This window comes from Pseudomonas sp. GW821-FHT02A08 (assembly GCF_059422045.1).
Genome location: NZ_JBWKWD010000045.1, coordinates 17,972 through 42,188, shown reverse-complemented (window position 1 = coordinate 42,188; position 24,217 = coordinate 17,972). Strand labels below are relative to the sequence as shown.

Annotated in this window: 18 protein-coding genes; 11 read left to right on the top strand and 7 right to left on the bottom strand. The window is 59.5% G+C overall.

Features of this window, described 5'->3' with window-relative positions; translation table 11 throughout:
* The first annotated feature begins 78 nt into the window (after positions 1-78).
* The 3 genes from feaR to AC07W4_RS24460 all read left to right on the top strand — a co-directional run bounded on the left by feaR (position 79) and on the right by AC07W4_RS24460 (position 4,494).
* Positions 79-993, top strand: coding sequence for a transcriptional regulator FeaR (feaR, locus tag AC07W4_RS24470; protein ID WP_495034305.1), 915 nt, complete (start codon positions 79-81; stop codon positions 991-993).
* Between the two features lie 511 nt (positions 994-1,504).
* On the top strand, positions 1,505-3,463 hold the full coding sequence (locus tag AC07W4_RS24465) for a phospholipase D-like domain-containing protein (protein ID WP_495034313.1): 1,959 nt from the start codon (positions 1,505-1,507) through the stop codon (positions 3,461-3,463).
* A 2-nt stretch (positions 3,464-3,465) separates the two neighbouring features.
* The gene (locus AC07W4_RS24460; RefSeq protein WP_495034304.1) at positions 3,466-4,494 is read left to right on the top strand and encodes an SEL1-like repeat protein; all 1,029 of its coding nucleotides are present in this window, start codon (positions 3,466-3,468) and stop codon (positions 4,492-4,494) included.
* A gap of 153 nt (positions 4,495-4,647) precedes the next feature.
* Here the strand turns inward: AC07W4_RS24460 and tynA are convergent, their stop codons facing one another.
* Positions 4,648-6,936 (bottom strand): primary-amine oxidase, encoded by a 2,289-nt coding sequence (tynA, locus tag AC07W4_RS24455; protein ID WP_495034303.1) that lies wholly within the window; start codon positions 6,934-6,936, stop codon positions 4,648-4,650.
* A gap of 719 nt (positions 6,937-7,655) precedes the next feature.
* On the opposite strand from tynA, the gene AC07W4_RS24450 reads away from it, so the two are divergent.
* From AC07W4_RS24450 to AC07W4_RS24435, 4 genes are all read left to right on the top strand, one after another.
* On the top strand, positions 7,656-9,050 hold the full coding sequence (locus AC07W4_RS24450; RefSeq protein ID WP_102702362.1) for an MFS transporter: 1,395 nt from the start codon (positions 7,656-7,658) through the stop codon (positions 9,048-9,050).
* Positions 9,051-9,229: 179 nt separating this feature from the next.
* Entirely contained in the window at positions 9,230-9,730 is a 501-nt protein-coding gene (locus AC07W4_RS24445; RefSeq protein WP_495034302.1) for a sigma-70 family RNA polymerase sigma factor, read from the top strand.
* A 40-nt stretch (positions 9,731-9,770) separates the two neighbouring features.
* The gene (locus AC07W4_RS24440) at positions 9,771-10,754 is read left to right on the top strand and encodes a FecR family protein (protein ID WP_495034301.1); all 984 of its coding nucleotides are present in this window, start codon (positions 9,771-9,773) and stop codon (positions 10,752-10,754) included.
* Between the two features lie 98 nt (positions 10,755-10,852).
* Positions 10,853-13,276 carry a TonB-dependent siderophore receptor gene (locus tag AC07W4_RS24435; RefSeq protein WP_495034300.1) on the top strand — a complete coding sequence of 808 codons (2,424 nt, stop codon included), beginning with the start codon at positions 10,853-10,855 and terminating at the stop codon, positions 13,274-13,276.
* A gap of 68 nt (positions 13,277-13,344) precedes the next feature.
* Here the strand turns inward: AC07W4_RS24435 and AC07W4_RS24430 are convergent, their stop codons facing one another.
* Both AC07W4_RS24430 and AC07W4_RS24425 read right to left on the bottom strand, forming a co-directional pair.
* Positions 13,345-14,868: a trypsin-like serine peptidase gene (locus AC07W4_RS24430; RefSeq protein WP_495034299.1), complete on the bottom strand. Its 1,524-nt coding sequence runs from the start codon at positions 14,866-14,868 to the stop codon at positions 13,345-13,347.
* A gap of 147 nt (positions 14,869-15,015) precedes the next feature.
* The gene (locus AC07W4_RS24425) at positions 15,016-16,167 is read right to left on the bottom strand and encodes an MFS transporter (RefSeq protein ID WP_495034298.1); all 1,152 of its coding nucleotides are present in this window, start codon (positions 16,165-16,167) and stop codon (positions 15,016-15,018) included.
* Positions 16,168-16,332: 165 nt separating this feature from the next.
* Here AC07W4_RS24425 and AC07W4_RS24420 point away from each other — a divergent pair, with 165 nt between their 5' ends.
* Positions 16,333-17,325 (top strand): diaminopimelate epimerase, encoded by a 993-nt coding sequence (locus tag AC07W4_RS24420; RefSeq protein WP_495034297.1) that lies wholly within the window; start codon positions 16,333-16,335, stop codon positions 17,323-17,325.
* 113 nt (positions 17,326-17,438) lie between these two features.
* Here AC07W4_RS24420 and codA read toward each other — a convergent pair whose 3' ends face one another.
* The 4 genes from codA to AC07W4_RS24400 form a co-directional block, all read right to left on the bottom strand.
* Positions 17,439-18,686: a cytosine deaminase gene (gene codA, locus AC07W4_RS24415; protein WP_495034296.1), complete on the bottom strand. Its 1,248-nt coding sequence runs from the start codon at positions 18,684-18,686 to the stop codon at positions 17,439-17,441.
* Between the two features lie 216 nt (positions 18,687-18,902).
* Complete coding sequence (locus AC07W4_RS24410) at positions 18,903-19,733, bottom strand: alpha/beta fold hydrolase (RefSeq protein WP_495034295.1); 831 nt, start codon at positions 19,731-19,733, stop codon at positions 18,903-18,905.
* Between the two features lie 209 nt (positions 19,734-19,942).
* Positions 19,943-20,299: a 6-carboxytetrahydropterin synthase QueD gene (gene queD / locus AC07W4_RS24405; RefSeq protein WP_008049817.1), complete on the bottom strand. Its 357-nt coding sequence runs from the start codon at positions 20,297-20,299 to the stop codon at positions 19,943-19,945.
* A 75-nt stretch (positions 20,300-20,374) separates the two neighbouring features.
* Positions 20,375-21,454, bottom strand: coding sequence for a patatin-like phospholipase family protein (locus AC07W4_RS24400; protein ID WP_495034294.1), 1,080 nt, complete (start codon positions 21,452-21,454; stop codon positions 20,375-20,377).
* Between the two features lie 379 nt (positions 21,455-21,833).
* Between AC07W4_RS24400 and AC07W4_RS24395 the strand changes: the two genes are divergently transcribed.
* The 3 genes from AC07W4_RS24395 to AC07W4_RS24385 are packed head-to-tail and all read left to right on the top strand — an operon-like array spanning position 21,834 to position 24,136.
* Positions 21,834-22,154 carry a PepSY domain-containing protein gene (locus AC07W4_RS24395; protein ID WP_495034293.1) on the top strand — a complete coding sequence of 107 codons (321 nt, stop codon included), beginning with the start codon at positions 21,834-21,836 and terminating at the stop codon, positions 22,152-22,154.
* 3 nt (positions 22,155-22,157) lie between these two features.
* A complete protein-coding gene (locus AC07W4_RS24390; protein WP_056722511.1) occupies positions 22,158-22,826 on the top strand; it encodes a response regulator transcription factor in 669 nt (222 codons plus the stop codon).
* Positions 22,823-24,136 carry a sensor histidine kinase gene (locus AC07W4_RS24385; protein ID WP_495034292.1) on the top strand — a complete coding sequence of 438 codons (1,314 nt, stop codon included), beginning with the start codon at positions 22,823-22,825 and terminating at the stop codon, positions 24,134-24,136. The genes AC07W4_RS24390 and AC07W4_RS24385 overlap by 4 nt, the downstream gene beginning before the upstream one ends.
* Positions 24,137-24,217: the final 81 nt, after the last annotated feature.

The window sequence follows — 24,217 nt, the reverse complement described above, 5'->3', positions numbered from 1 at the left end:
GCGGTTCAGGAGACTCGAAGCATCCGGTGTCGTGTGGATTGACGTAGACAATAAAAATAAGCCTGCGTGAGGCCTGACATGATTTCTACAACAGCACAGCGCCATGATGGGTTCGACCAGTGGATCCATCAGATCAACCAGATCTGTGGCGCCTTCAACGCACAACCCCTGGGCAGCGAATTTGCCGGGCGCATCCGCGAATACCAGAGCGATGCGCTCAAGCTCAGTTTCGTCGACGCGTGCCAGGCGCGTTTGTACCGCACGCCCCAGGAAGTCGCAGCGGGCGAGGGCGGCAAGTATTTTGCGGTGTTCCAGCTCGACGGCACGGCGGGCATGGCCCAGGGCGACGACAAGGTCTTGCTGTCCCCCGGCGATATCACGCTGATCGATGCCGCGCGACCCAGCGATTTCACCTATGGCGAAAACTCCCGGCAGTTGTCATTGATCCTGCCGTATCAACTGGTCGAGCAAACCCTGCGCTTCAATCAAGTCAAGTGCGGCCACCGGATCGCCGGGACCTCACCCATCGCGATGCTCTCGCACCGGTTGATCCTCGACGCCACCCGCCAGCAACACCTGACCCGACAGGAAAGCGAAGCGACCCTGGAGGCGATCGTCAGCCTGCTGCGCCCGGCGATCAGCCAGACCGACGACAGCACCGATGCCCATGAGCGGAACTTCCGCAAGACGCTCACCTGCATCGACGAAAACATTCGCTCCGAAGACCTGTGCCCGGAATGGCTGGCGCGGGAAGTCGGCATGTCCACCCGTGGCCTGTACCGGATGTTTGCCAGGAAGGGATTGGTGGTGGCGCGCTACATCAAGAACCGTCGCCTGGACCTGTGCGCCGAATCCCTGCGCCAATCGGGCATGGAGCAGAAGTTGTCGGTGCTGGGGTATTCGTGGGGGTTTTCCGATTCGAGCTACTTCTCCACCGCGTTCAAGTCGCGCTTCGGCATTGCGCCGGGGGAGTATCGCAAGCGGCATGCGTGATGAATGTTCATGAACACCGAATAACCCTGTGGGAGCGGGCTTGCTCGCGAAGGCGTCGTGTCAGTCGACATCAATGTCAATGACATACCGCTTTCGCGAGCAAGCCCGCTCCCACAGGTATTGCGTACGACCTGGTTACTTCGGTGTGCTGAGGTTCAACGTCGGCGTTTCATCGACACGGCTTCAACAGCTCATTGCGAATCCTGCCTCGCTGAAACTCTATCCGTGCCAGCAGCTTCGAGTGTCGGTGTTTTTGCCGGCTTGTAACCTCGTTGAGGTTTAGTCTCTCGGACGGGTACTACGCCATGTCAGGACTCGACCTACACCTTTTCAGGAATGCGCTGACTTGTGACCGTTGCCTGCCGTCATTAACGTTCGGTTCCCCGGACTGTTTTGCCTGCCCTGGACCTCGAGTGACAGATTCGTTTCAGCACAATGGCTACCCGGTTCGGGCTTGCGGGCGGCCAATACCCTACTGCCCCCCCCCAAAAAAAAAATCGGAGGCTTGAAGATGGCCACTCCCACGATCATCGTCCCGATCGCCACCAGCAAAACCAACACCTGCCAGCTCAACCTGCCGTGGTTCGTACAGCGAACCGAATATGGCCCGGTTCCCGCCACCCTTGAGCCGCTGGTTAACGGCGAGCGCGCATTCGGCGCGGTCTATGACGCCATCCTGGCGGCCAAAAGCAGCGTGGAAATCATCTGCTGGGGCTTTCAGCCATCGATGTACTTCAAGCGCGGGGACACCAGTTCGCCGTGCATCGGCCAACTGCTGGGCATGGTGGCGGCTAAAGGTGTCAAGGTACGCATATTGTGCTGGTCCGATAGTCTGCACCTGACGGCGGCATTCGCTGAAAACATGACACCGGGCCGCAACCTGGCCTCGTTCATGTCAGGTGGCCGCAACGATGCCCAGCGCGAGTTCGACTGGGAATGGTATCGCCGGGCGACGAAGACCGACGTCAAGCGACGCTCCTGGTTCGAAAGCCATACGCCACTGGGTGCCCTCTCCCGCGCGAGGGGCGATTGGCTGGCCAAGGCCTTCAGCTTTGGCAAGGAAGCGTTCGAGAACATCGAGTTCGTCGCGCGGGACCTGAACCTGACGGACCGCGTGGAAATTGCCTGGCAGGTTGCGTTGAACAGCGCAGACGGCCAGCGTTCTCGGTTCAACAAGGCGGCCACCGCCGGTGCGATGTCCATGATCCCGACACACCATCAGAAGATGGTGCTCGTCGATTACGAAACCCCCGATACCGCCGTCGGCTTTGTCATGGGGCATAACATGCTGGACGCCTACTGGGACAAGAACGATCACAGCGCCGCAAAGATGCACGCGCAAACGGGGCGCAATGGCGAAACCCCGCGCCAGGACATTTCCAGTCGTGTGACCGGACCGGTCCTTGAGTACCTCAACCACAATTTCGCCCAGGCCTGGTTGCATGAAACCGGTATCGATCTGCTGACTCCGAGAAAGGCCATTGCCAACGCGCTCAGGCCACGGGCGGGGTTCGGCCCGCGAATGATGGCGCAGGTCTTGCGAACGCAGTTTCAGGAAGGTCGGCAAGACATCAAGGCGAACTACCTGCAAGCGGTAAGGAATGCGACACAGTTTTTGTATCTGGAGAACCAGTACTTCCGTTGGCCACCCTTGGCCGAGGAAATCAAAAAAGCTGCAGCGGTCCAGGTGGCCTGGGGTCGAAACACGGCCGTGCACGGCCCGATCTATCTGTTTGTCGTGACCAACTCCTCCAATGAAGGCATGGGCGATGGCACGGTCAACACCTACCGGATGCTCAGGCAACTGGGGCGTCCGGATGTCATCCCCGAGGTTTCCCGGCTGGAGCGCCGCGATGAACTTCAGGAACAAGTCGCTCAAGCCAGGCAGAAGGTCCTCGACGCCCAGCGCGAATCCACCTTGTTCAACCGCGGTTATGGCCACATTCATGGCGAATGGGTCAGTCGGGCCTACGAACCCATCGAGGCTCGACTGAAAGCGGCGCAGCAACATTACGAGGAATTGGTGGCCAACCTTCCTCAGGAAAACGCCAAGCCCGTGCTGCCCGAAGAGATTCCGGGCCTGAAGGTCGTGGTATGCACCCTGGTCGCTCCGGACTCACCACCCGGCAACTGGCTGGATGTGTATATCCACAGCAAGTTGATGATCGTCAACGACGTGTTCACCACTTTGGGGTCGGCCAACATCAATACGCGAAGCATGGAAGTCGACAGTGAGTTGAATATCTGTGTTGAAGATCCGGCGGTTGCCAAGCCTTTGAGGAAGCAGTTGTGGGGGATACATACGGATGAGGAGGGAGCGGGGGATGATATTAGAGCTGCTTTTAATACTTGGACTAGGATCGCGGGTTACAACGCTGCAAATCGCAGCAATAGTGAAAATTTAGAGTCTCCGATGAGTTCTCTGACTGAGTTCAGAAGGGAAAGCCCTAGTCGTACTTACAAGGATTGATAATGTTTTTCAGGGTTGTGTTTTTGGCTTTTTTATTGGTGGGTCTTGAAGGGTGTAAAAAGGAGGAAGGTTTGGATATCACAGATGATCATATGGCCTATGCCTTGGGTAAATTGCAGTTTACCTGTGTTAAAGAAACAGAACGCCTGCCGCCTGTTAGTGAAAGTGCTCAGAGCCTTTATAACTATGCACGATTCCTAAACTCCGGAATTGGTAAAAAGGACTATCAGCAGATAGCCAGATTCTACCGGTTGGCCTACGCCGCGGGTAGCTACAAGGCTGGTACCAATCTGCATACATTGATTTCGCAAGGACTGATTAAAAGTGATGAGCCTGGTAAAGAAGTCATCGATATCGTCGAGTCGCTCATCTCGGCAGGTGTTCCAGGTGGCTACTACGATATGGGGCATTACCTGGAACTTGGATATGGGGTCAAACAGGATACCAGTCGAGCACATGCATATTTTCGAAGAGCTGCTGACTTGGGCAACCCCGAGGCGCAGTTTTACGTATCGAAGTTGCTTGAAGGGATTACGCCTGCGAAACAAGTAGTTCTTGATATGCGTCGTTGCGCCATGAATCAGGGGCATGCGCAGAGCGCTTACCATTACGGAATGTTTTTAAAGGTGCGGCACTCCTATCCTGAAGCTATTGAGGGTTTTCAGTCCGGCACCCGAAATGGCAGTAGTAATAGTGCCGGGTTCTTGAGCGGAGGGTTTGCAACACCAGATCCAAAAGACCGGCTGTATTATTTTGCGCTGGCTGAAGATCCAGAGCGCTCCCGTCGCTACGCAATAATCGAGGAGTTCCTCGACCGCTATGAAGACCTTGGTGCCAAGGTCCCCGACATCGACAGCATCGTCCCGCTCCCTCCCGCCAAACTCCCGGACTGGGACGGCACCTTCGAATGGCTGAAAAAAAGGGACTCCACACCACCTCCGGAGAAACCTTCGGAGGAGACGATTCGCGAACTCAGTGAGGAAAAAGGCCTCGATCCGGAAACCGGCCTGCCCCTGTCAAAACATCAATGACAATCACCGGCGCGCTGAGTACCAGCTGGGATTCTGGAGGAGCGAACTTGCTCGCGATGGTCGTCAACGATAACGCGCGAATTCTGGATAAACGCGGTGTCTTTGAGATCTTCGCGAGCAAGCCCGCTCCCACAGGTATTGTGCAGGACCTGGTTACTTCGGTGCGCTGAGGTTCAACGTCGGCGTTTCATCGAAGAAGTTCCACGGCTTGAGCAGCACATGCACCCACTCGGTCGGCATGATCGGCCACTCCTCGGCACGGGCGATGTGGGTGGTGCCGGTGGTCAGCCAGACCACGTCGTCGGTGTTCTCGATGGAGTGGTTGTCCTGGGTGAACTGCCCCAGGCCCGAGTCCTTGTCCGAGCGGTTCGGGTACTTGCCTTCCGGGTATTTTTCCTCGGGGTTGTATTGGGTCACCCACAGTTGCTTGTCCATGAAACTCAGGCGGTGGTAGAGCCATTCGTCCTTGCCGAAGTTGGCGCCCTTGGCCACCGGGTGGGTGCCGCCGGCGTACGGAATCAGTTGATAGGAAACCGGGTTGCCGACCTTGTTCTCCTTGCTGAAGTTGGTCAGCAGGCGCACGGTCGACGGGTCGAATTTCTGCGTCGCCTGTTGCTCGGTGCCGACCACTTTGGTTTCGGTCTGCATGGTGCTGGTGCGCGGGCCGCCACGGTCGTTGGGCAGCACCACCGGGTTCACTTCCACCAGTGAGTTCTGCTCGCCGTCCACGTCCATGTCGAGGCGGAAGTTGTAGATGTGCTGGTGTGTGGTGCCGACGATGTTGTGATCGAGCAGGGTGCCGTAGCGCGTGTCTTCCCTGGCGGTGTCTTCGTGCATGGTTTTGGACTTCACGCCCTTGACCGCTTCGATGCCGGTGGCGCCGGCGTCGATGCCGAGGGTGCCGTTCTGCTGGAAGACCCAGTCGAAGATGTAGTCGTAGTTGCCGACGGTGCTGATCCAGCGCACCACCAGTTCACGACGCTCGGTGCTGAGGTTGGGCTGGCCCATTTCCTGGTGTTTGTATTCGGGGCCGGCGTAGCGCTCGAACACCGCCATGGCGCGGGGGATTGCCGTCGGTGCACCGGTGTAGTCGGCGATGGTCGCGTCCAGCAGCACGGCGTTTTGCGGGGCGTCTTTGCCACGGGCAATCGGCGAAGTCAGGGTGCCCATGCCATAGTCGCCGGAATCGAGGTAGGCCTTGAAGTACCAGCCGATGTCCGGGTCGCCGTAAGGCACGATCATGCCGCCCAGCGAGCCTTCGTACATGATCTTGCGTTTCTTGCCCTTGTCGTCGTAGGTGACGGTGGACAGGATCGGGCCGACCCGCGAGTCAAGGCGAACATGGAAGTCCCAGTTCTGCCAGTGAATGCTGTTGCCGCTGATGGTGTAGTTCTTGCCTTCGGGCTCGATGATTTCCAGCGGCTTGACCGCCACGCCCTGGCGTCCGCGCCCGTCATACGGCGTCGGCTTCATCGGCACCGGAATGAGCGCGTCGTCTTCGATCTTGATCAGTTTCTTCTGTTCCAGGTCGACAATCGCCACCAGGCCCTCGATCGGGTGCGCCCAGTAGTTGCCGTCACCGGTGTTGAGGTAGCTGACGATTTTCAGCAGGCGCTTGTCCTGCGCCAGGCCGTCCTTGCCGTCGAAGTAACCGACGGTCAACGGCGTGGCCACGACCTTCTTCACGTCGTTGATGCCGCGCTTGGCCAGGGCCTGGGCGTATTCCGGGCTGGTCTCGACGGCGGTTTGCACCGTGGCGAAATCGTCCAGCAAGACCATGCCGTGGGCGCCTTCGATCGACTTCCAGGACTTGAGTGTCTTAGTGTCGAGATCCACCAGCGCTTCGATCACGTGTTTGCCGTCGAGCACCACGATCGAGGCCTCGCGCGGCTGGGCGACGTTCTGCCCGGTGAGGGCGAAATTCCACACCTGATCCTTGGGCGGCGCCTTGACCGAGACTTCGGTGAAACGGAAACCGGGTTTGTAGTTGTCCGATTTCCTGACGATGTCCACGGCCGTGGTGATTTCGGCGGCGCTCAGGGGATTGAGCGGGTTGGGGCGGGTCTCGACGACGAAGGTCTTGTCCAGCCCGGACTGGAACACCTGGTTGATGAAGTCGGTGGACATGAACGCCTTATGATCCTTGAACACCACCGGCACCGTCAGCTCGATGCGCTTGCCGTTGAGCATCGCCACTTTGCTGTCGGGCTTGACCTTGAGATAGACCCCGTCCTTGGCAATGGTGAACAGGTTGGCGTAGTCGTCCCATTTCACCGTGGCACCAAAGGCCTCCAGACCCTCTTGCAGCGGCACCATGTCGGCATGACCGCCGTGGGCCTGGGCATTGCCCGCCCAGTAAGGCAGGCCGAGCGTGCCCAGCGTGATAGCCAGGGCGAGGCGGGCCAGCGGTTTTCTGTTTCGCAATGCAAGGGAGGTGAACATTCTGGGTTCCTTCGGAAAAGCCGATAACAGCCATGCCCGCACTTTGCTACAGCCGGTGAATGGCTGCATTGGGAATCCTGCCAAAAACTTTTGGATCTGTGCCTGATTGAGCGTAGGGGGGCGGATTCTGACCACTTTTCTATCGGTTGTCGTACAACAATGAAGGGTCGATGACCCCTTTCAATACTGACAAGGGAGCGAGCGGCGTGTCGCGTTACCTGGATCCAGGAGCCTGTTTAACGGGTTTATTCGATTATATGTCGCATTTTCTGGGTAGTCAGGCCGTTCAGGTCTAAGGAGTTTTTTGTTGACAGTGTCCCATGGGACTGGCTATAAATCGCTTAAGTCATACGACGACATATGACATGCACGTCCAAATTAAAAATAAAAAGAGTGTCGACCTCAACATGAATCCAATCGCCCCCCCTCTTGCCCCTGAAGCTCCCGTGTTCAGCCATCGGCTTCTACGTGCACACACCCTTGCGCCCGTTACCTGTGACAACCCCTCACTGACTCGCGTGAGAAACGCAGGCTGAGCAATCAGTCGCTGTTTCCCAGTGAGTTGTCTGATGAGTTGTCGGAAATCAGTTGGCCCAATCCCTCGGCGGAATATGGCCCGTTTCGTCGTGGACTGATGCATTGAAGTGAAGCCCGGCGGCCCAATCGATCTCGTTTTACACCGAGAGATCATCACCCAAAATCTACAATAAAGTGATGCCATGAACTTGAACGAGCCCATTACTGCGCAACGCGTCAGTCAGTCTGTCGGTAAATACCGATGGACCATTTGTGCATTGTTGTTTTTTGCAACCACCGTCAATTACCTCGACCGCCAGGTGCTCAGCCTGCTGGCGCCGGATCTGTCGAGGCAGTTTGGCTGGAGCAACACCGATTACGCCAACATTGCCGCCGTCTTCCAGTTCACCTACGCGATTTCCATGCTGTTCGCGGGCCGTGTAGTGGACAAGATCGGCACCAAGGCTGCTTTTGTGGTGGCGATTTGTATTTGGTCGACCGGCGCCGTCATGCACGCCTTTGCAGAACCCATGGGCGAGGGTATTGCCGCCATCTGTAGCGCGCTGGGTATTGCGGTCATCCCGGTCTCGATCGCCGGCTTCATGCTGTCGCGCGCCGTGCTGGCGATCGGTGAATCGGCCAACTTCCCGACCGCAATCAAGGTCACCGCTGAGTATTTCCCGAAGAAGGAACGCTCCTTCGCCACCGGCATCTTCAACTCCGGGGCCAACGTCGGCGCGATCCTGGCACCCATTTCGGTGCCGCTGATCGCTGGCCTGTGGGGCTGGCAGACAGCGTTCATCGTGATCGGCATGCTGGGCTTTATCTGGATGGGCGTATGGCTGGTGTTGTACGACAAGCCGGAGGAGCAGAAGCGCCTGTCGGCGCAGGAACTGGCGCACATCCGCAGTGATTCCCCCGCCAGCGCCGCTGTGCAGACGGGCGTCGGCAAAAAGGTTTCGTGGTTCCAATTGCTGAAATACCGTCAGACGTGGGCGTTCGCCTTCGGCAAGTTCATGACCGATGGTGTGTGGTGGTTCTTTCTATTCTGGCTTCCGACCTACCTGTCGGAGCAGTACGGCCTGAAAGGCGCAGCCATCGTGGTACCACTGGCCGTGCTGTACAGCATGACCATGGTCGGCAGTATTGGCGGCGGCTGGTTCCCCAGCTATTTCATGGCACGTGGAGACAAGCCGTATGACGGTCGCATGAAAGCCATGCTGGTGATTGCCGTTTTCCCGTTGGTCGTGCTGTTGGCGCAGCCATTGGGTCACATCAGCGTCTGGGTACCGGTGTTGTTGATTGGTGTGGGCGCGTCGGCGCATCAGGCCTGGTCGGCCAACATCTTCACCACGGTGTCCGACATGTTTCCGCAAAAGACCGTCGCGTCCGTGGTCGGCATTGGCGGTATGGCGGGTGGGTTGGGCGGCGTCTTGCTGACCAAGATCGGTGGCTGGGTGTTCGACTACTACAAATCGGTGGGTGAAATCCGTACCGGCTACATGATCATGTTCGCCGTCTGCGCGCTGGCCTATCTGGTGGCGTGGAGTGTGATGAAGATGCTGGTGCCTCGCCACAAGGAAATTACCGACCTGTGAATGACGGCTTCGAGGGCATCTGCAAGACGGAGTGACCCGTCGGAATGAACAAGGCCGCTGAGCAATCAGCGGCCTTTTTGCGTTCCGGGTTACGGCGGACCGTGTTTGAGGTGGGAAGCGATTGCTTTGGTTTAATAAGAAGCATTACTATTCACGCCCCGTTTCCACAGCACACCGCAATGACCCTCAAGCTGCCCCGCAGACACGGCTTTTTCGAGCATTACGAAGAGTTGGTTGGTACCTGGACCCGTCGCCTGAGGAATCGTCAGCAGGCCGAGGACCTGGCCCACGATACCTTCGTGCGGGTGCTTGAGTCCGATTCGGCGTTGGTGCAGCAGCCCCGGGCGTATTTGCACCAGACTGCGCGCAACATTGCCGTGGATGGTTATCGGCGTGAGGACCGGCGGGGCGCCATGGAGTCAGAGGCGATCGATCTCAGTGAGTCGCCGACTGGCGACCCGGAGCATTTCATGCACGCGATCCAGTTGGCCGATTCCATCGAACGGGCGCTCACCGAGCTACCGGTCAACTGCCGCAAGGTGTTTGTCTGGCAGAAAATCGAGGGCCTGACCCAGGCCGAAATCGCCGAACGCCTGGGACTGTCCAAGAACATGGTGGAAAAGTATATGATCCGCACGCTTCGGCACCTGCGTGATCGCCTGGACGGGTTGCAGTCATGACCGGTCGCGGCTTCTCCTCCCCAGCCAAACAGGAACTTCCATGATGGATACTCGTGATTGTGCGTGCGGGCAATTAGCGGTTCGCGATGACGCGGCGCGGTGGTTTGTGCGTTTACAGGAGCCTGTTGCCGATGTCGAAGTGCGTCGCCGGTTCCAGGCCTGGCTGGACCAGCACCCTCAGCACCGAAGCGAATTCGAAGTACTCCAGGGCTTGTGGAGCGCCGCCGACCTGGTGCCGGCCGCGCGTTTGCGTGCCTTGTGTGAAACCCCGCCAGCCCTGAAAAAACCTCGTCCCGTGCTACGTTACGCGGTCGCCGCCAGCGTGCTCGCGGTGGCGCTTGGCCTGGGTTTGTTCAGCGGCCTGAATCATCCGGCACCTTACACGGCCGAGTTTTCAACGGCCCTGAATGAGCGACGCCAAGTGGCGTTGCCGGACGGTTCGGCGGTGGATCTGGACAGCCGCAGCCGGATTCAGGTGCGTTTTGAAAAGGGTCAACGCTACGTTGAGCTGAGCGAAGGCGAAGCGATGTTCAGCGTCGAGCACGACACCCGCCGACCCTTTGTGGTCACGGCGGGCAGTGGCAAGGTCACGGTCACCGGCACCCGGTTCGACGTACGCCGTGGTGCCAGCGAAACCCGGGTGGTGGTGGAGCAGGGCACGGTCAAGGTCCAGGGGCGCGAGGCTGCCGATAACGATTTCATCCATCTGACAGCAGGCCTGGGCACCCACGTCGATGCCCAAGGCAAGGTCGCGGCCGCCTACGCCGTCAACCCGGCGGAAATGACCGCCTGGCGCAGCGGCAAACTGGTGTTCAACAACGCCAGCCTGGCCGACGTTGCCGAGCAGGTCTCGCGCTATCGGGAGAAACCGCTCAAGGTCGCCAGCGCAGCGGTGGGCGATCTGCGCCTGACCAGCGTGTTCAAGTCCGACAACACCGACGCGCTGCTCAAGGCCTTGCCGAGCATCCTGCCGGTGGCCGTGCGCACCCTTGGCGATGGCAGCCAGGAAATCATTTCAAAATAAAATTCAGGTTTTTTTCGAGTTCATCGTCTTCCTGTTCAACTGCAACTGGTTTGCATTAACAAGCGCACACTCTTGCGATCCACAGGATTACGTTCGACGTGAAAAACTTCACCGCTAAAAACAATAAACTCCCCTGGTTGCCGCTGGCCCTTGCGCTGGCGGTCAATATTGCGTTGCCCCAGGCCTTTGCCGCCGACGGCATCCGCATCCCGGCACAACCCTTGGGAGAAGCCCTGAGTCAATTGGGCCAGCAAACCTCGCTTCAGGTGTTCTTCAGCCCTGAACTGGTTGCCGGCAAGCAGGCCCCGGCGGTGGACGGCAATATTTCCCCGGAAGACGCACTGCGCCAGTTGCTGCAAGGCAGCGGCCTGCAATACCAGATCGATGAAGGTTCGGTGACGTTGATGCCGGCGCCGACCTCGGCGGCCAACGGCCCGCTGGAACTGGGCGTGACCGACATCAAGGTGGTGGGCGACTGGCTCGATGACGCCGATGCCGCCTTGGTGCAGAACCACCCTGGCGCACGAACGGTGGTCCGCCGCGAAGCCATGGTCGAGCAGGGCGCGATGAACGTCGGCGAGGTGTTGAAACGCGTTCCCGGCGTGCAGGTGCAGGACGCCAACGGCACCGGTGGCAGCGACATTTCCCTCAACGTCGGCGTGCGCGGCCTGACTTCGCGCCTGTCGCCTCGCTCCACCGTGCTGATCGACGGCATCCCGGCGGCGTTCGCGCCCTACGGCCAGCCGCAACTGTCCATGGCGCCGATCTCCTCCGGCAACCTCGACAGCATCGACGTGGTACGCGGTGCCGGCTCCGTGCGTTACGGACCACAAAACGTCGGCGGCGTGATCAACTTCGTGACCCGCGCGATCCCGGAAAAAGCTTCGGCGGAAATCGGCACCACCCTGGAAACCTCCCAGCACGGTGGCTGGAAGCACATCGACACCGCGTTCATGGGCGGCACCGCCGACAACGGCATGGGCGTGGCGCTGTTGTACTCCGGGGTGAACGGCAACGGTTACCGTGAAAGCAACAACGGCAACGACATCGACGACGTGATCCTCAAGACCCATTGGGCGCCGACCGATGTCGACGATTTCAGCCTCAACTTCCACTACTACGACGCCAAGGCCGACATGCCAGGCGGCCTGACCCAGGCGCAGTACGACGCCGACCCGTTCCAGTCGGTGCGCGACCACGACAACTTCAGCGGTCGCCGCAAGGATGTGTCGTTCAAGTGGGTGCGGCAGATCGACGATCGCACCCAGGCCGAAGTGCTGACCTACTACACCGACAGTTTCCGTGGCAGCACCATTGCCTCCCGTGACCTGAAGACACTCAATTCCTATCCGCGCAGCTACTACACCTACGGTATCGAACCACGGGTGTCCCATGTGTTTGATGTGGGCCCGACCACCCAGGAAGTCAGTGTCGGTTATCGCTACCTGAAAGAGGCCATGCACGAAGAGGCCAGTCGTGTGGCGCTGGTCAACAACGAGCCGGTCGTGCGTCCGGGGGCGGACGGTCATGTCTATCAGGACCGCACCGGTGGCACCGAGGCCAATTCGGTCTACGTCGACAACAAGATCGACGTCGGCAACTGGACCGTTACCCCGGGTATTCGCTTCGAGCACATCAGCACCGATTGGCACGATCGCCCGGTGCTCGATACTGCCGGTAAACGGGTGCCGGAGAAAAAACGCAGCATCGAGAGCAACGAGCCGCTGCCGGCCCTGAGCGTGATGTATCACATGTCCGATGCCTGGAAACTGTTCGCCAACTACGAAACCTCGTTCGGCGCGCTGCAGTATTTCCAGCTGGGACAGGGCGGTATCGGTAATGAGCCTGCCAATGGCCTGGAGCCGGAAAAGGCCAAGACCTACGAGATCGGTACGCGCTACAACGATGACGTGTGGGGCGGTGAGGTGACGCTGTTCTACATCGACTTCGACGACGAACTGCAATACATCAGCAATGACGTGGGCTGGACCAACCTCGGCGCGACCAAGCACCAGGGCATCGAAACCTCGGTGCATTACGATCTGGCCGCGCTGGACCCACGCCTTGACGGCCTGACCGCCAACGCCGGTTTCACCTACACCCGCGCCACCAACGAAGGTGACATCCCGGGCTTCAAGGGCCGTGACCTGCCGTTCTACTCCCGTCAGGTGGCCACTGCCGGCCTGCGCTACGACATCAACCGCTGGACTTACAACGTCGATGCGTTCGCCCAGTCCAAGCAGCGTTCGCCGGGCACCGGCGTGAACGCCGATGGCAGCTTCAACGGCAACTACATCACCGAAGGCACCGCCGACGGCCAGTTCGGTGATATCCCGGGTTACGTGACCTGGAACGTGCGTGGCGGCTATGACTTCGGCCCGCAGGTGTCGAACCTGAAACTGGGGGCGGGGGTGAAGAACATCTTCGACAAGCAGTACTTCACCCGTTCCAGCGACAACAATTCGGGCATGTACGTCGGTGCGCCGCGCACGTTCTTTGTGCAGGCCAGTGTCGGGTTCTGATAGTACGACAATCCATAGCCCGGTCGTTCCCGCAGAACCTTTTCGACCTGCGGGAACATACGTCTTTTTTATTCCGGGACCTGGAAGTCGGCGATGGGGGAAGGATTGCCGGCCAAATCGGTTGTTTTGAGACAAACCTTCACCGTACCTTCGTTGGTATCAATATCGAAGACTCCGATCGAAGGAGGTACGCGTACGTAATTATTTTCGTCCAGGCAGTCAACCTCTTTACCCGCCTTGTATTGGTACTTATAGGCGTCCAGATCGGGAGTGACCGGAAACGTTCGGACTGAGTACTCATTCGGTAGCTCCTGGTTTTTGGAGATGGAGTAAATAGGGGCGAGCTTGTTCGGTCCTTCTAGCATCCACCGCCAGTAAATTCTGGCATTGCGCGCGTCCCACTGACCAGGTGGGCCAATTTTTTGCTCCTGTCCCATAACGCATAGCAAGTACATTCCTGCGCCATCGACAAGTTCTCGACGCACTTCATTCTGGCCGTTTGAATTGCTGACGAACACCTCGCTATAACCGCCGGGTACACCACATTCAGCCAGCGTTCTTGTGAATTTGTAACGGAAGTAAGGACGATCCACCCCAAAGGACTGAACCCATAGCCATGGGATAACTTGTCCGGAATGGTCACGTTCAAGTTTGTGCCAGTCCAAAGCCGTGGTATTGGAGAAAGTGAACGCCGGGCCCAAGGAGCATTGTCCGTTGTTGCGATCAAACAGGCCGTCTTTAAAGCACGCCTGCAAACCGACTGTTGGCGTGGTGTAATTGGTGTCCAACGACTTGCTTACTTGACCATTCACCACTTCACAGGGCGCGCCACTGTTGCATCGCGATTGCCCGCTTCCTCGTGTTGTCGTACCGACCACAGCAAGTACTTCATTGTTGTAGCGTCCCAGTACCGGTGAGCCTGAAATACCGGACACAACATCAAGACATCGATTACTGACTTGATTCTGCCATGCCCATATGCCTTCAATGACGCCTGCCGAATGTTCCCGGGGGCAGGCCATTCTTTGAACGTGGCCTCCCATTGGTGCTCCAATAATCAAAATGTCAGCCTCTGTTGGCAGAGCGCTTGCCAATTTCAATGGTTGAACACCGTCACTTATCAGTTGACCGATCGTCCGGTCGAGTTGAACGATTGAAATATCCTGCCCGCGAATGGTGCTCCAGTTTATTTTGGTGACGGGATAAGACTTGGGGTCATCGGCAGTATCCCGAAAGTAGTTGAATATGACACTACCGCTTGCGTCTGCGTTTACAAGATCCACATCCGGATTCAGATTGTTGCAATGTCCAGATGTCAGCACATAAGCGGGTCTGTCCGTGTCATTGGCTTTGTCGCGCGTGTCGATCAAAGTGCCCGAGCAGGTCATGCCATTTTGAGTTTCAACTCGCCCGATTGACTGCCAGTGATCGTATTTCCCGTCACTATTATTCAAAGGCTCTGCGGTAGAGAAATTGGGAGTTCCTTCTCCCCAATCCTGCTGTTTGCCGACAGCCACAGCTGTTGAAGGGTTCAAGTTCACTAACGTTATAAAAAAAAGGGGACTCAATTTCGCAAACAATGAACATTCCATGACTCGCATCCTGATCTGAAGTATTCAAACTTAAGAGTCAGTTAAGAGTGTCTTTATTGTCTACTGTCATAAATGACAGTAGACAATACCGTTGGTCGATTAACTGACCAGGCTGGATGGGCATAAGCCAGGCTGAATCTGATTCTTTCAGACCTTCAACACCTTCCCGCCAATCGCCACCGCCACCAGCAACAGCGCCATCAAGGCAAAGGCGAAACTCAAGCTGCTGCCATGGGCGATGAAGCCGATGACGGCAGGGCCTGCCAGGATGCCGGCATAACCCAGGGTGGTAATGGCCGGCACGGCGATGCTTTCGGGCATGACGGTCTGTTTGCCCACCGCGGTGTACAACACCGGCACAATGTTCGAGCAACCGGCACCCAGCAGCGCATACCCCAATAGCGCGGCTTCCCAACCCGGCGCGAACGTTGCCAGAAACAATCCTGAAGCGGCCGTCAGCCCACCGAACACAATCACCCGTGTCGCGCCCAGCCGTCCTACGATTTTATCACCGGTCAAACGCCCGGCCGTCATGGTCAAGGCAAACGCCGCATAACCGAGCCCCGCATATGCCGTGTCGATGCCACGTTCCTGCGCCAGGAACACCGCGCTCCAGTCCAGTGCCGCACCTTCGGCGAGAAACACGATGAAGCACATCCCGCCAATGAACAGGACAATGCCATGGGGCACCGCGAACGCCGGCCCCGAACGCTCACTGCCGTAGGGCAACAGATGCGGCACGGCCCGGGCAAGCGCGATCAGCAGCATCACGATCACCACCAGTGTGGCCCCCAGTGGAGAAATACCCAGGCCAAGCAACCCGCTGACGCCCGCCGCCCCGACAATCCCACCCAGGCTGAACAGGCCATGGAAACCCGACATCATGTTTTTGCCGCTGGCGCGCTCGACGATCACCGCTTGCAGGTTGACCGTCGAATCCACCGTGCCGAGACCCGCGCCGAACATAAACAGCGCCGCGATCAAGGCCGGAATCGACGACACCGTCGCCAGCAGCGGCAGGGCGGCACAGATCAGCAACGTTCCGCCAGTCGTCACCCGCCGGCAGCCGAAGCGCGTGGCCAGGATCCCGGCCAACGGCATCGCCAGGATCGAGCCTGTCCCCAGACACAACAGCAACAGGCCCAGGGTGCCTTCACTCAGTTCGGCCCGGGCCTTGGCATAAGGCACCAGCGGTGCCCACGCGGCGATACCGAACCCGGCGATAAAAAAGGCGATGCGCGTGGACATTTGCTCCAGGCGGCCGGGAACGAAGGTGGTTTGGTTGTTGAGGCTGGTCATATCAATCCCTGGCAAAAAACGTCACGTCCTCAACGGACAGTGATCGACCGGCGAGGGTTCGATCAGTGCCCGGAAAGTTTGCGGAGCGATCAGCGCGACATCGTTACACAGCGCCGGTGTATTTCACGATATGTTGAGCCATTCCAATGACACGCCGAGGGCGCCATGGCGCAGAGGTACGATGCACGGGGCAATATTTATATCGTGGTAGCCCCCGAAGAACTGCGTAGCCAAGGCATTGACCTGCCCAAACAGGCCAGCCAGGCAGCGCAAACACTCCAAGCCTGGGCGCTGGCCGCCATCGAGGCTTGCTGTAGCTGGGCTCCCGGCACGCAACCGTCCGGCAGCAAGGAGCATCGCAGCGACGGTTTGCTGGTCGGCCCCTTTCAATCGTCGCCCCCCTTTGATCTGTTGATCGTCAACACCGACGGCACCCTGGCCGAACGCAGCGGCAATGGTCTGACGATTTTTTCCCAGGCGTTGAGCGATCAAGGGCTTTTACCCCGCGACGAAGCCTGTCTGCTCAGGGTTCACCACGACAAATCCGACACGCCCTCACCGGGACAGACTTCAGTGAGAACCGCACAAGTCGAGGACGCAAAGGGTTTCTGGCTTGATCTGGGCCAGCCTGGGTTCGGGCCTTCGGCGGTCAGTGCCGTGGGGGTTGAAACAGCGCTGTTGAATGGCCGCGAACTCAGCCACGTTGAGCAATTGTCGGCACTCAATGGCGCATGGTCGCGCAGCCAGTTCGCGCGGGTCGGTAATCCCCATTGCGTGACGCTTGTCGAAAACGTCGACGATCTGCCGAGCAACGAGCAGATGCGTGAACCGGCGCTGGGTGGCGGGTTGATGCGAATCGCCTACGCCATGCCGGTCGGTGCAGGCAAGCCTTGTCCGGCGGGGATCAATCTGCAATGGGCGATGCGCTTGTCTGACGGGCATATCGCTGCGCGAGTGTTCGAGCGGGGCGAGGGGCCGACGGCGTCGTCGGGGACCAGCGCCAGTGCGGTGGCATGCGCGGCGTGGCGCGTGGGTTGGGTCAGGGCCGGGGAAGTGAAGGTGACGATGCCGGGTGGCACGGCGCCGATCTTGCTGGAAGAGGAGTTGGGGGAGTTGAGTCGGGTCAGTCTGTTTGGTACGGCTCGGTTGATCGATTGACTTCAAAATAGCCTTCGCGAGCAAGCCCGCTCCCACAGTAGATTTGTGTCGTTCACAAAACCCTGTGGGAGCGGGCTTGCCCGCGAAGAGGCCATCACGTTCAGCAGAAAATCTCAGCTCAAATCACCACTGAACTCAACCACCGGCATCGTGCGCTTCATCAACACCTTGCCATCGCGCACCGAGTACAGCGGCAACCCCTGGCTGCGGATCACCTCGTAATCACTTTCCGCCGACAGAATCAGCAGGTTCGCCGGCCGCCCGCGTTCCAGGCCGTAGCGATCGCCAAGGTTCATGGCTTTGGCGCTATTGTCCGTCACCAGGTCCAGTGCACTTTGCAGGTTGCGATAACCGAGCATGTGGCAGATGTGCAGGCCGGCTTCGAGCACCCGCAGAATGTTGCCGTTGCCCAGCGGATACCACGGATCGACGATGGAGTCCTGACCGAAGCACACGTTCATGCCCGCCTCCAGCAGCTCGTTGACCCGGGTCACGCCCCGGCGTTTCGGGAAACTGTCGAAACGCCCCTGCAGGTGGATGCTTTCGGTGGGGCAGGAGACAAAGCTGATCCCCGAATGCCCGAGCAAGCGAAACAGTTTGGCGCAGTAGGCGTTGTCGTAGGAACCCATGGCCGTGGTGTGGCTGGCCGTGACCCGCGAACCCATGTCGCGGCTGCGGGCCTCTTCGGCGAGCACTTCGAGAAAGCGTGAATGCGGGTCGTCGGTTTCGTCGCAATGCACGTCCACCAGGCAACCGCTGCGTTCGGCCAGGTCCATGAGGAACTTCACCGAGCTGACGCCCTGATCGCGGGTGTATTCGAAATGTGGAATGCCGCCCACCACGTCGGCGCCCATGCGGATGGCTTCTTCCATCAATTCGCGACCATTGCGGTAGGACTCGATGCCTTCCTGGGGAAAGGCGACGATTTGCAGGTCGACCAGGTGCCGGCTTTCCTCGCGCACTTCGAGCATCGCCTTGAGCGCGGTCAGTTGCGGGTCGGTGACGTCGACGTGGGTGCGCACATGCTGGATGCCGTGGGCGGCGAGGGCCTGGATGGTTTTTTTCGCCCGGGCCTTGGTGTCTTCCTGGGTAATGGTCGCCTTGCGTTCGCCCCAGCACTCGATGCCTTCGAACAGCGTGCCACTCATGTTCCAGCGCGGCTCGCCGGCGGTCAGGGCGGCGTCGAGGTGGATGTGCGGCTCGACAAAGGGCGGCACCACCAGGTTGCCGCCAGCATCCAGATCGTCAGGACCCAGGGTCGGGGCTTCGATCTGGCGGCCGATGCTGCTGATCAGGCCGTTTTCCAGGTTCAACTCATGCAGGCCTTCCTGATTGCGCAGACGGGCATTGATGATGTGCATCGGGCAGATCCTTTTGGCGAATCGTATTAGGCAATATCCTTACGTTAGCTCGCCTGCGGCGAATCCCGCCAGTGACATTGATCACCACCGTTCAAATGTGGGAGCGGCGGTGCGGCGATCCGACTTGCTCGCGAAGGCGGTGTGACTGTCAACATTGATGGCGACTGATACGGCCTCTTCGCGAGCAAGCCCGCTCCCACAGGGGGATCGGGTTGTTCAGGTGGATTGTCGTAGAGGTAAAAATCGCATAAGAGCGGCGACTATGGCTTCGGGCGCGTCTTCCTGAACCAGATGGCCGGCGTTGGGTATCGGATAAAACTGCGATCCGGGAATCATCCGATGCAGCGCCCGTCCGCGTTCGATGGGAATCCACTGGTCGTCTTCACCCCAGAGAATCTGCACCGGGCAGCGAATCGTCGGGTACAGGCCTTCGGCCTCGCGGGTATAACGCTCGTCCATTTGCGCGATCTGCCGGTAGAACGCCGCTTGCCCCGGCTCCCCCAGCCATGGCTGAGCATAGGGGGCGAGTTCGGCGTCGGGAATCTTGCGCTGGATGGCCCCGCGAATGTAGGTCGGCACGATGGCGCGCTGGATGTAATCGGGCAGTCCGCTGAACGCAGCTTCATGTTGACGCACATGCTGCACGAACGGCGAACCCCAGGGCGTGAGCGCCACCGGATCGATCAGCGTCAGGCTGCGGTAATCCTTGCCATCGAGCAGGTGCGTGCGCAGGGCGGTGGCACCGCCAAAGTCGTGGGCCACCACGTCGGGGCGGTCCAGGCGCCAATGCTCCAGCAACTGCGCCAACAACCGGTTTTGCACGCCGAGCGAGACGTCGTCGTCGGGTTGTGCCGACTGCCCATAACCCAGCAGATCGAAGTAGTAGACGCGGTGAGTCGCCGTGAAATACGGCGCGATCCGGTGCCACACAAAGGAAGAAAACGGTGTGCCATGCACGAACACCAGCGGCGGGCCGTCGCCGCGCATGGCGTAGCGCACTTTATGTCCGTTGAACTCGAAGACCTGATCCAGCGGCCAGTCAGTCATGGGCTTGTCCTCTTGGCGGGGAAGAGGCAAAAAGCATAGGCATAAAAAAACAGCCGATGAAGGCTGTTTTTCATGTCACTGACCAAACGCATTCCCTTGTGGGAGCGGGCTTGCTCGCGAAGGCGTAGTGTCATTCGACATTGTGGTGACTGACACTACGCCTTCGCGAGCAAGCCCGCTCCCACAGGGAGAGCCGTGTTGTCTGAAGATTATTCGCCGCGATAGATGCAACCGCTGGTGCAGGTCTCGTGGATACGGATTGCGCTCAGCTCCGGCAGCAGAGGCTTCATTTCCTGCCAGATAAACTTGGCCAGCACTTCGCTGGTCGGGTTTTCCAGGCCGGGAATGTCGTTCAGGTAGTTGTGGTCCAGGCGCTCGTACAGCGGCTTGAAGATCGCCTTGATTTCCGAGAAGTCGCGGATCCAGCCGGTATGCGGGTCGAGGTCGCCGCTCAGGTGGATGGCCACTTTGAACGAGTGACCGTGCAGGCGCCCGCACTTGTGGCCGTCCGGTACGTGGGGCAGGCGGTGGGCGGATTCGAAAGTAAATTCCTTGAAAATTTCCACAGTGTTTTCAGCTCTGTTCAGGTGGCGTTCGCCGCAGCGATTCGGGCAGGCGGCGAGTTTACCAGTTTGTCCTGACTAAAGGGTCAGCAAGCGCTCGCCGAGGCGACCGTTGGCGGCCAGTTCGAGGAATTCGTCCCCCAGGCGGCGGCTTTCGTCCATGGTCGTGCGCCAGTATTTCTGTCGGCTCGGGGCGTCGCCCATGAAGCGCTTGAAGTCGTTACGGTCCGGCAGTTTGCCGTAGGGCAGGCGCGCCAGGTATTCCTTCGACGGCGCCAGCAACAGCACGTTGTGCAAGCGAGCCGGGCAGGCGCGGCGCCATGGCAGAGTCTTGTCGAACCAGCCGGGGATCACCCGGTCGGTGAAGTGCGGGTAAAGCACGATGTCGTTGCCGCTGTAGGGCAGGTCCAGGTGGTAATCCAGCAGACCGCCGTCGCGGAAGGTCCCGGCGCCGGCGCCCGGCAGGTCGCGCACGCCTTCCATCACCATCGGGATCGAGCCCGAAGCCAGCAGGGCCTGGCGCAAATTGCCGGCATTGAGGGCGACGAAGCGCGACGGGAAGTCAGTCAAGGCATTGACCGGCGGCGCCAGGCGCGGGTCGTGGATGATCAGGCGTTCGAAGTGCCGTGCCAGCCGTGCCCGGGCACACAGGTTGTCGGCGATGACCGATGACAGGCCCAGCCCCAGGCGGCCGCGATGATCGTCGGCCAGCAGGCCGTGGCTTTTGACTACCATGATGTTCAGGCGGTAGTCGCTGTTACTGAGGATCGAGGCGTCGCGACCATCGAGCAGCTCATTGAGCATGCGCTGTGAGCTCTGGCTGATCTGCGCCATGGTCACGCCCTTGGCGAAGTGTTGCTCGGTGTACAGCTGCCCCAGACGCCGGATGCCCTCGGCGGCGTCCGGCAGGCAGGCGCTGGCGAAGCGCCAGGAACCCACCGATGCGCCAATCAGCGAGCGTTCCCGCGGTGCCGCCGGCAGCCACTCGCCGAACAGCGCCAGGTCCAGACCCTGAATCCCCAGTGCCTTCGGCCCGCCAGCCGCGCCCGGCAAGGTGCCGACGTCGGCGGCACTCAAGCCGTTGTCCCGGATACGCGCAAAGGCACGCGGACCGGCCTTGAGGGTCAGGGAAGGGAACTTGATGTGGATGGCGGTCATTGGGGGCTCGAAGTGTGGCAAGCGAGGATTATAAAACGTGTACTTCATGTATACGAACAACCTGTGGGAGCGGGCTTGCCCGCGATGGCGTCTGCACATCCGGCATTGATGTAGCAGATACACCGCTATCGCGGGCAAGCCCGCTCCCACAGGTTTTGCGTAATGCTCAGCAATGATGGCAATTCAGTTTCAATTAAGTTCAGCGGGTTAAGGTGGCTCGCCTGGACCCCCGACGCAACGCTGGTACCATTGTGGCTTTCGAGAAGCTCACACCACTGGCACTGGCCAGGTATCCCGGTGATCGGCAGCTGGGTATCGACCGGGCTCTGGAATTAGACCCGGTCAGCGGGCAGTGACTCAAGGATCATCAGGATTGGTAATGAAGGTGTTTCTACTCAATCGATGTGCCGCACGCAGGATGGCGCTGCTGCTTCTGGCATTTTGCTCGGTAGCGGCGGCCCGCGACCTGGATCAGGATGAAGCCCTGCGCCTGCGTCAACAGGGCGTGATCCTGCCGCTGGAGCAACTGCTGCAGCAAGCGATGGATCGCTACCCCGGCGCAAAACTGCTGGAAGCCGAACTCGAAGAGAAGCACGACATCTACCTTTATGATGTCGAGTTGCTGACCCCCGAAGGCGTGGTCCGTGAGCTGCACATCGATGCGACTGACGGCCGATTATTGAAAGACAAGGAAGACTGATCCATGCGTTTGCTCCTGGTGGAAGACCATGTGCCCCTGGCCGACGAACTGCTGGCCGGTCTCAATCGCCAGGGTTATGCGGTGGATTGGCTGGCGGACGGTCGCGACGCGGTGCATCAGGGCAGTACCGAACCTTACGACCTGATCATCCTCGACCTGGGACTTCCCGGCGTGCCGGGGCTTGAGGTGCTGGCCCAATGGCGCGCGGCGGGTCTGGCCACGCCGGTGCTGATCCTGACGGCCCGGGATTCCTGGGCCGAACGCATCGAAGGCCTCAAGGCCGGCGCCGACGATTACCTGACCAAGCCATTCCATCCCGAAGAGCTGTTTTTGCGCATTCAGGCGTTGCTGCGCCGTTCCCATGGCCAGGTCAACCAGCCAACGCTCAAGGCCGCCGGGCTGCATCTGGACGAAGGTCGCCAATGCGTTGTGCGCGACGGTGCGGACATTCAACTGACCGCCGCGGAGTTTCGCCTGCTGCGTTATTTCATGCTGCACCCCGAGCAGATCCTCTCCAAAGGCCACCTTGCCGAGCACCTCTACGATGGTGAAACCGAGCGCGATTCCAATGTGCTGGAAGTCCACGTCAACCACTTGCGCCGCAAGCTCGGCAAAAGTGTGATTGAAACCCGTCGGGGCCAGGGTTACCTGTTCGGCGGGCAAGCCCGGTGAGATCGATCCAGCGCCGCTTGAGCCTGGGCCTGATCAGCGTGATGGTGGTCGTCGGCCTGGTGTTGACGCAAACCAGCCTGTGGCTGTTCGAAATGGGGTTGCAGCGCTACCTCGAAGCCGGGTTGCGCAATGACAGCGAGAACCTGCTGGCGGCACTGGTGCGCGGGCCGCAGGGCTTGCAACTGGATGAGCGACGCCTGTCACCGGCCTATCAGCGGCCGTTCTCCGGGCATTATTTCCGTATCGATTTCACCGACGGCCACTGGCGTTCCCGTTCCTTGTGGGATCAGGAATTGCCGGTGCTCGATCACCCCGGCCTGCATGGCAACCTGCAACTGGGGCCGGAAGGGCAGCAGTTGCTGGTGCTGCGCACGGACTATCGACGTTCGGGGGTGCCGATCTCCATCAGCGTCGCCGAGGACTACACGCCGATACGCGAAAGCTTCCGGCGCATGCAACAGCTCGGGTTCGGCCTCGGTTTGACAGCGCTGCTGCTGATTCTGCTGCTGCAACGGATTACCGTGCGCCGGGCCTTGCGTCCGCTGGAACAGGCCCGTGAGCAGATCGCGCAGTTGCAACAGGGCCAACGCTCGCAACTCGACGATCAGGTGCCGGTGGAACTGGAGCCACTGGTGGCGCAGATCAACCATCTGCTGGCCCACACCGAGGACAGCCTCAAGCGCTCACGCAATGCCCTGGGCAATCTCGGCCACGCCTTGAAAACCCCGCTGGCAGTGCTGTTGAGCCTGGCTTCAAGCGAGCAACTCGACGCGCACCCGCAACTGCGCAAAGTCCTCAAGGAGCAACTGGAACAAGTCCAGCAGCGGCTCAATCGGGAACTCAATCGTGCGCGGTTGTCCGGTGATGCGTTGCCGGGCGCTCTGTTTGATTGCGATGCCGAGCTCCCCGGCTTGCTGGCCACCCTGAACATGATCCATGGCGAACACCTGGCGCTGAGCTACCGCGCTCCGGCCGGCCTGCAATTGCCCTGGGATCGTGAAGACCTGCTGGAGCTGTTGGGCAACCTGCTGGATAACGCCTGCAAATGGGCGGATGCCGAGGTTCGCGTGAGTGTCGCCGAGTTGGCGAACGAGTTTGAACTCAATGTGGAAGATGACGGCCCGGGTATTCCCGAAGAGCGTCGCGATCAGGTGTTCAGCCGGGGAACGCGGCTGGATGAACAAACCCATGGGCATGGCCTGGGACTTGGCATCGTGCGCGACATCGTTGATAGCTGGGGCGGGAATCTGTCGTTGCTGGAAAGCGAGTGGGGTGGGCTGAAGGTTGTCATCGAATTACCCAAACACTGAGATCCATTGTGGGAGCGGGCTTGCTCGCGAAGGCGGTGTATCAGTCGATGACAGTATCGGCTGACACTCCGCTTTCGCGAG

What these genes read in the sequence shown, in the direction of transcription:
- AC07W4_RS24465 (WP_495034313.1), top strand. Translation starts at nt 1,505, where the DNA reads ATGGCCACTCCCACGATCATCGTCCCGATCGCCACCAGCAAAACCAAC.
- AC07W4_RS24430 (WP_495034299.1), bottom strand. Translation starts at nt 14,868, where the DNA reads ATGGAATGTTCATTGTTTGCGAAATTGAGTCCCCTTTTTTTTATAACG.
- codA (WP_495034296.1), bottom strand. Translation starts at nt 18,686, where the DNA reads ATGCACATCATCAATGCCCGTCTGCGCAATCAGGAAGGCCTGCATGAG.
- AC07W4_RS24390 (WP_056722511.1), top strand. Translation starts at nt 22,158, where the DNA reads ATGCGTTTGCTCCTGGTGGAAGACCATGTGCCCCTGGCCGACGAACTG.
- feaR (WP_495034305.1), top strand. Translation starts at nt 79, where the DNA reads ATGATTTCTACAACAGCACAGCGCCATGATGGGTTCGACCAGTGGATC.
- AC07W4_RS24445 (WP_495034302.1), top strand. Translation starts at nt 9,230, where the DNA reads ATGACCCTCAAGCTGCCCCGCAGACACGGCTTTTTCGAGCATTACGAA.
- AC07W4_RS24395 (WP_495034293.1), top strand. Translation starts at nt 21,834, where the DNA reads ATGAAGGTGTTTCTACTCAATCGATGTGCCGCACGCAGGATGGCGCTG.
- AC07W4_RS24420 (WP_495034297.1), top strand. Translation starts at nt 16,333, where the DNA reads ATGGCGCAGAGGTACGATGCACGGGGCAATATTTATATCGTGGTAGCC.
- AC07W4_RS24450 (WP_102702362.1), top strand. Translation starts at nt 7,656, where the DNA reads ATGAACTTGAACGAGCCCATTACTGCGCAACGCGTCAGTCAGTCTGTC.
- AC07W4_RS24410 (WP_495034295.1), bottom strand. Translation starts at nt 19,733, where the DNA reads ATGACTGACTGGCCGCTGGATCAGGTCTTCGAGTTCAACGGACATAAA.
- tynA (WP_495034303.1), bottom strand. Translation starts at nt 6,936, where the DNA reads ATGTTCACCTCCCTTGCATTGCGAAACAGAAAACCGCTGGCCCGCCTC.
- AC07W4_RS24425 (WP_495034298.1), bottom strand. Translation starts at nt 16,167, where the DNA reads ATGACCAGCCTCAACAACCAAACCACCTTCGTTCCCGGCCGCCTGGAG.
- AC07W4_RS24400 (WP_495034294.1), bottom strand. Translation starts at nt 21,454, where the DNA reads ATGACCGCCATCCACATCAAGTTCCCTTCCCTGACCCTCAAGGCCGGT.
- AC07W4_RS24440 (WP_495034301.1), top strand. Translation starts at nt 9,771, where the DNA reads ATGATGGATACTCGTGATTGTGCGTGCGGGCAATTAGCGGTTCGCGAT.
- AC07W4_RS24460 (WP_495034304.1), top strand. Translation starts at nt 3,466, where the DNA reads ATGTTTTTCAGGGTTGTGTTTTTGGCTTTTTTATTGGTGGGTCTTGAA.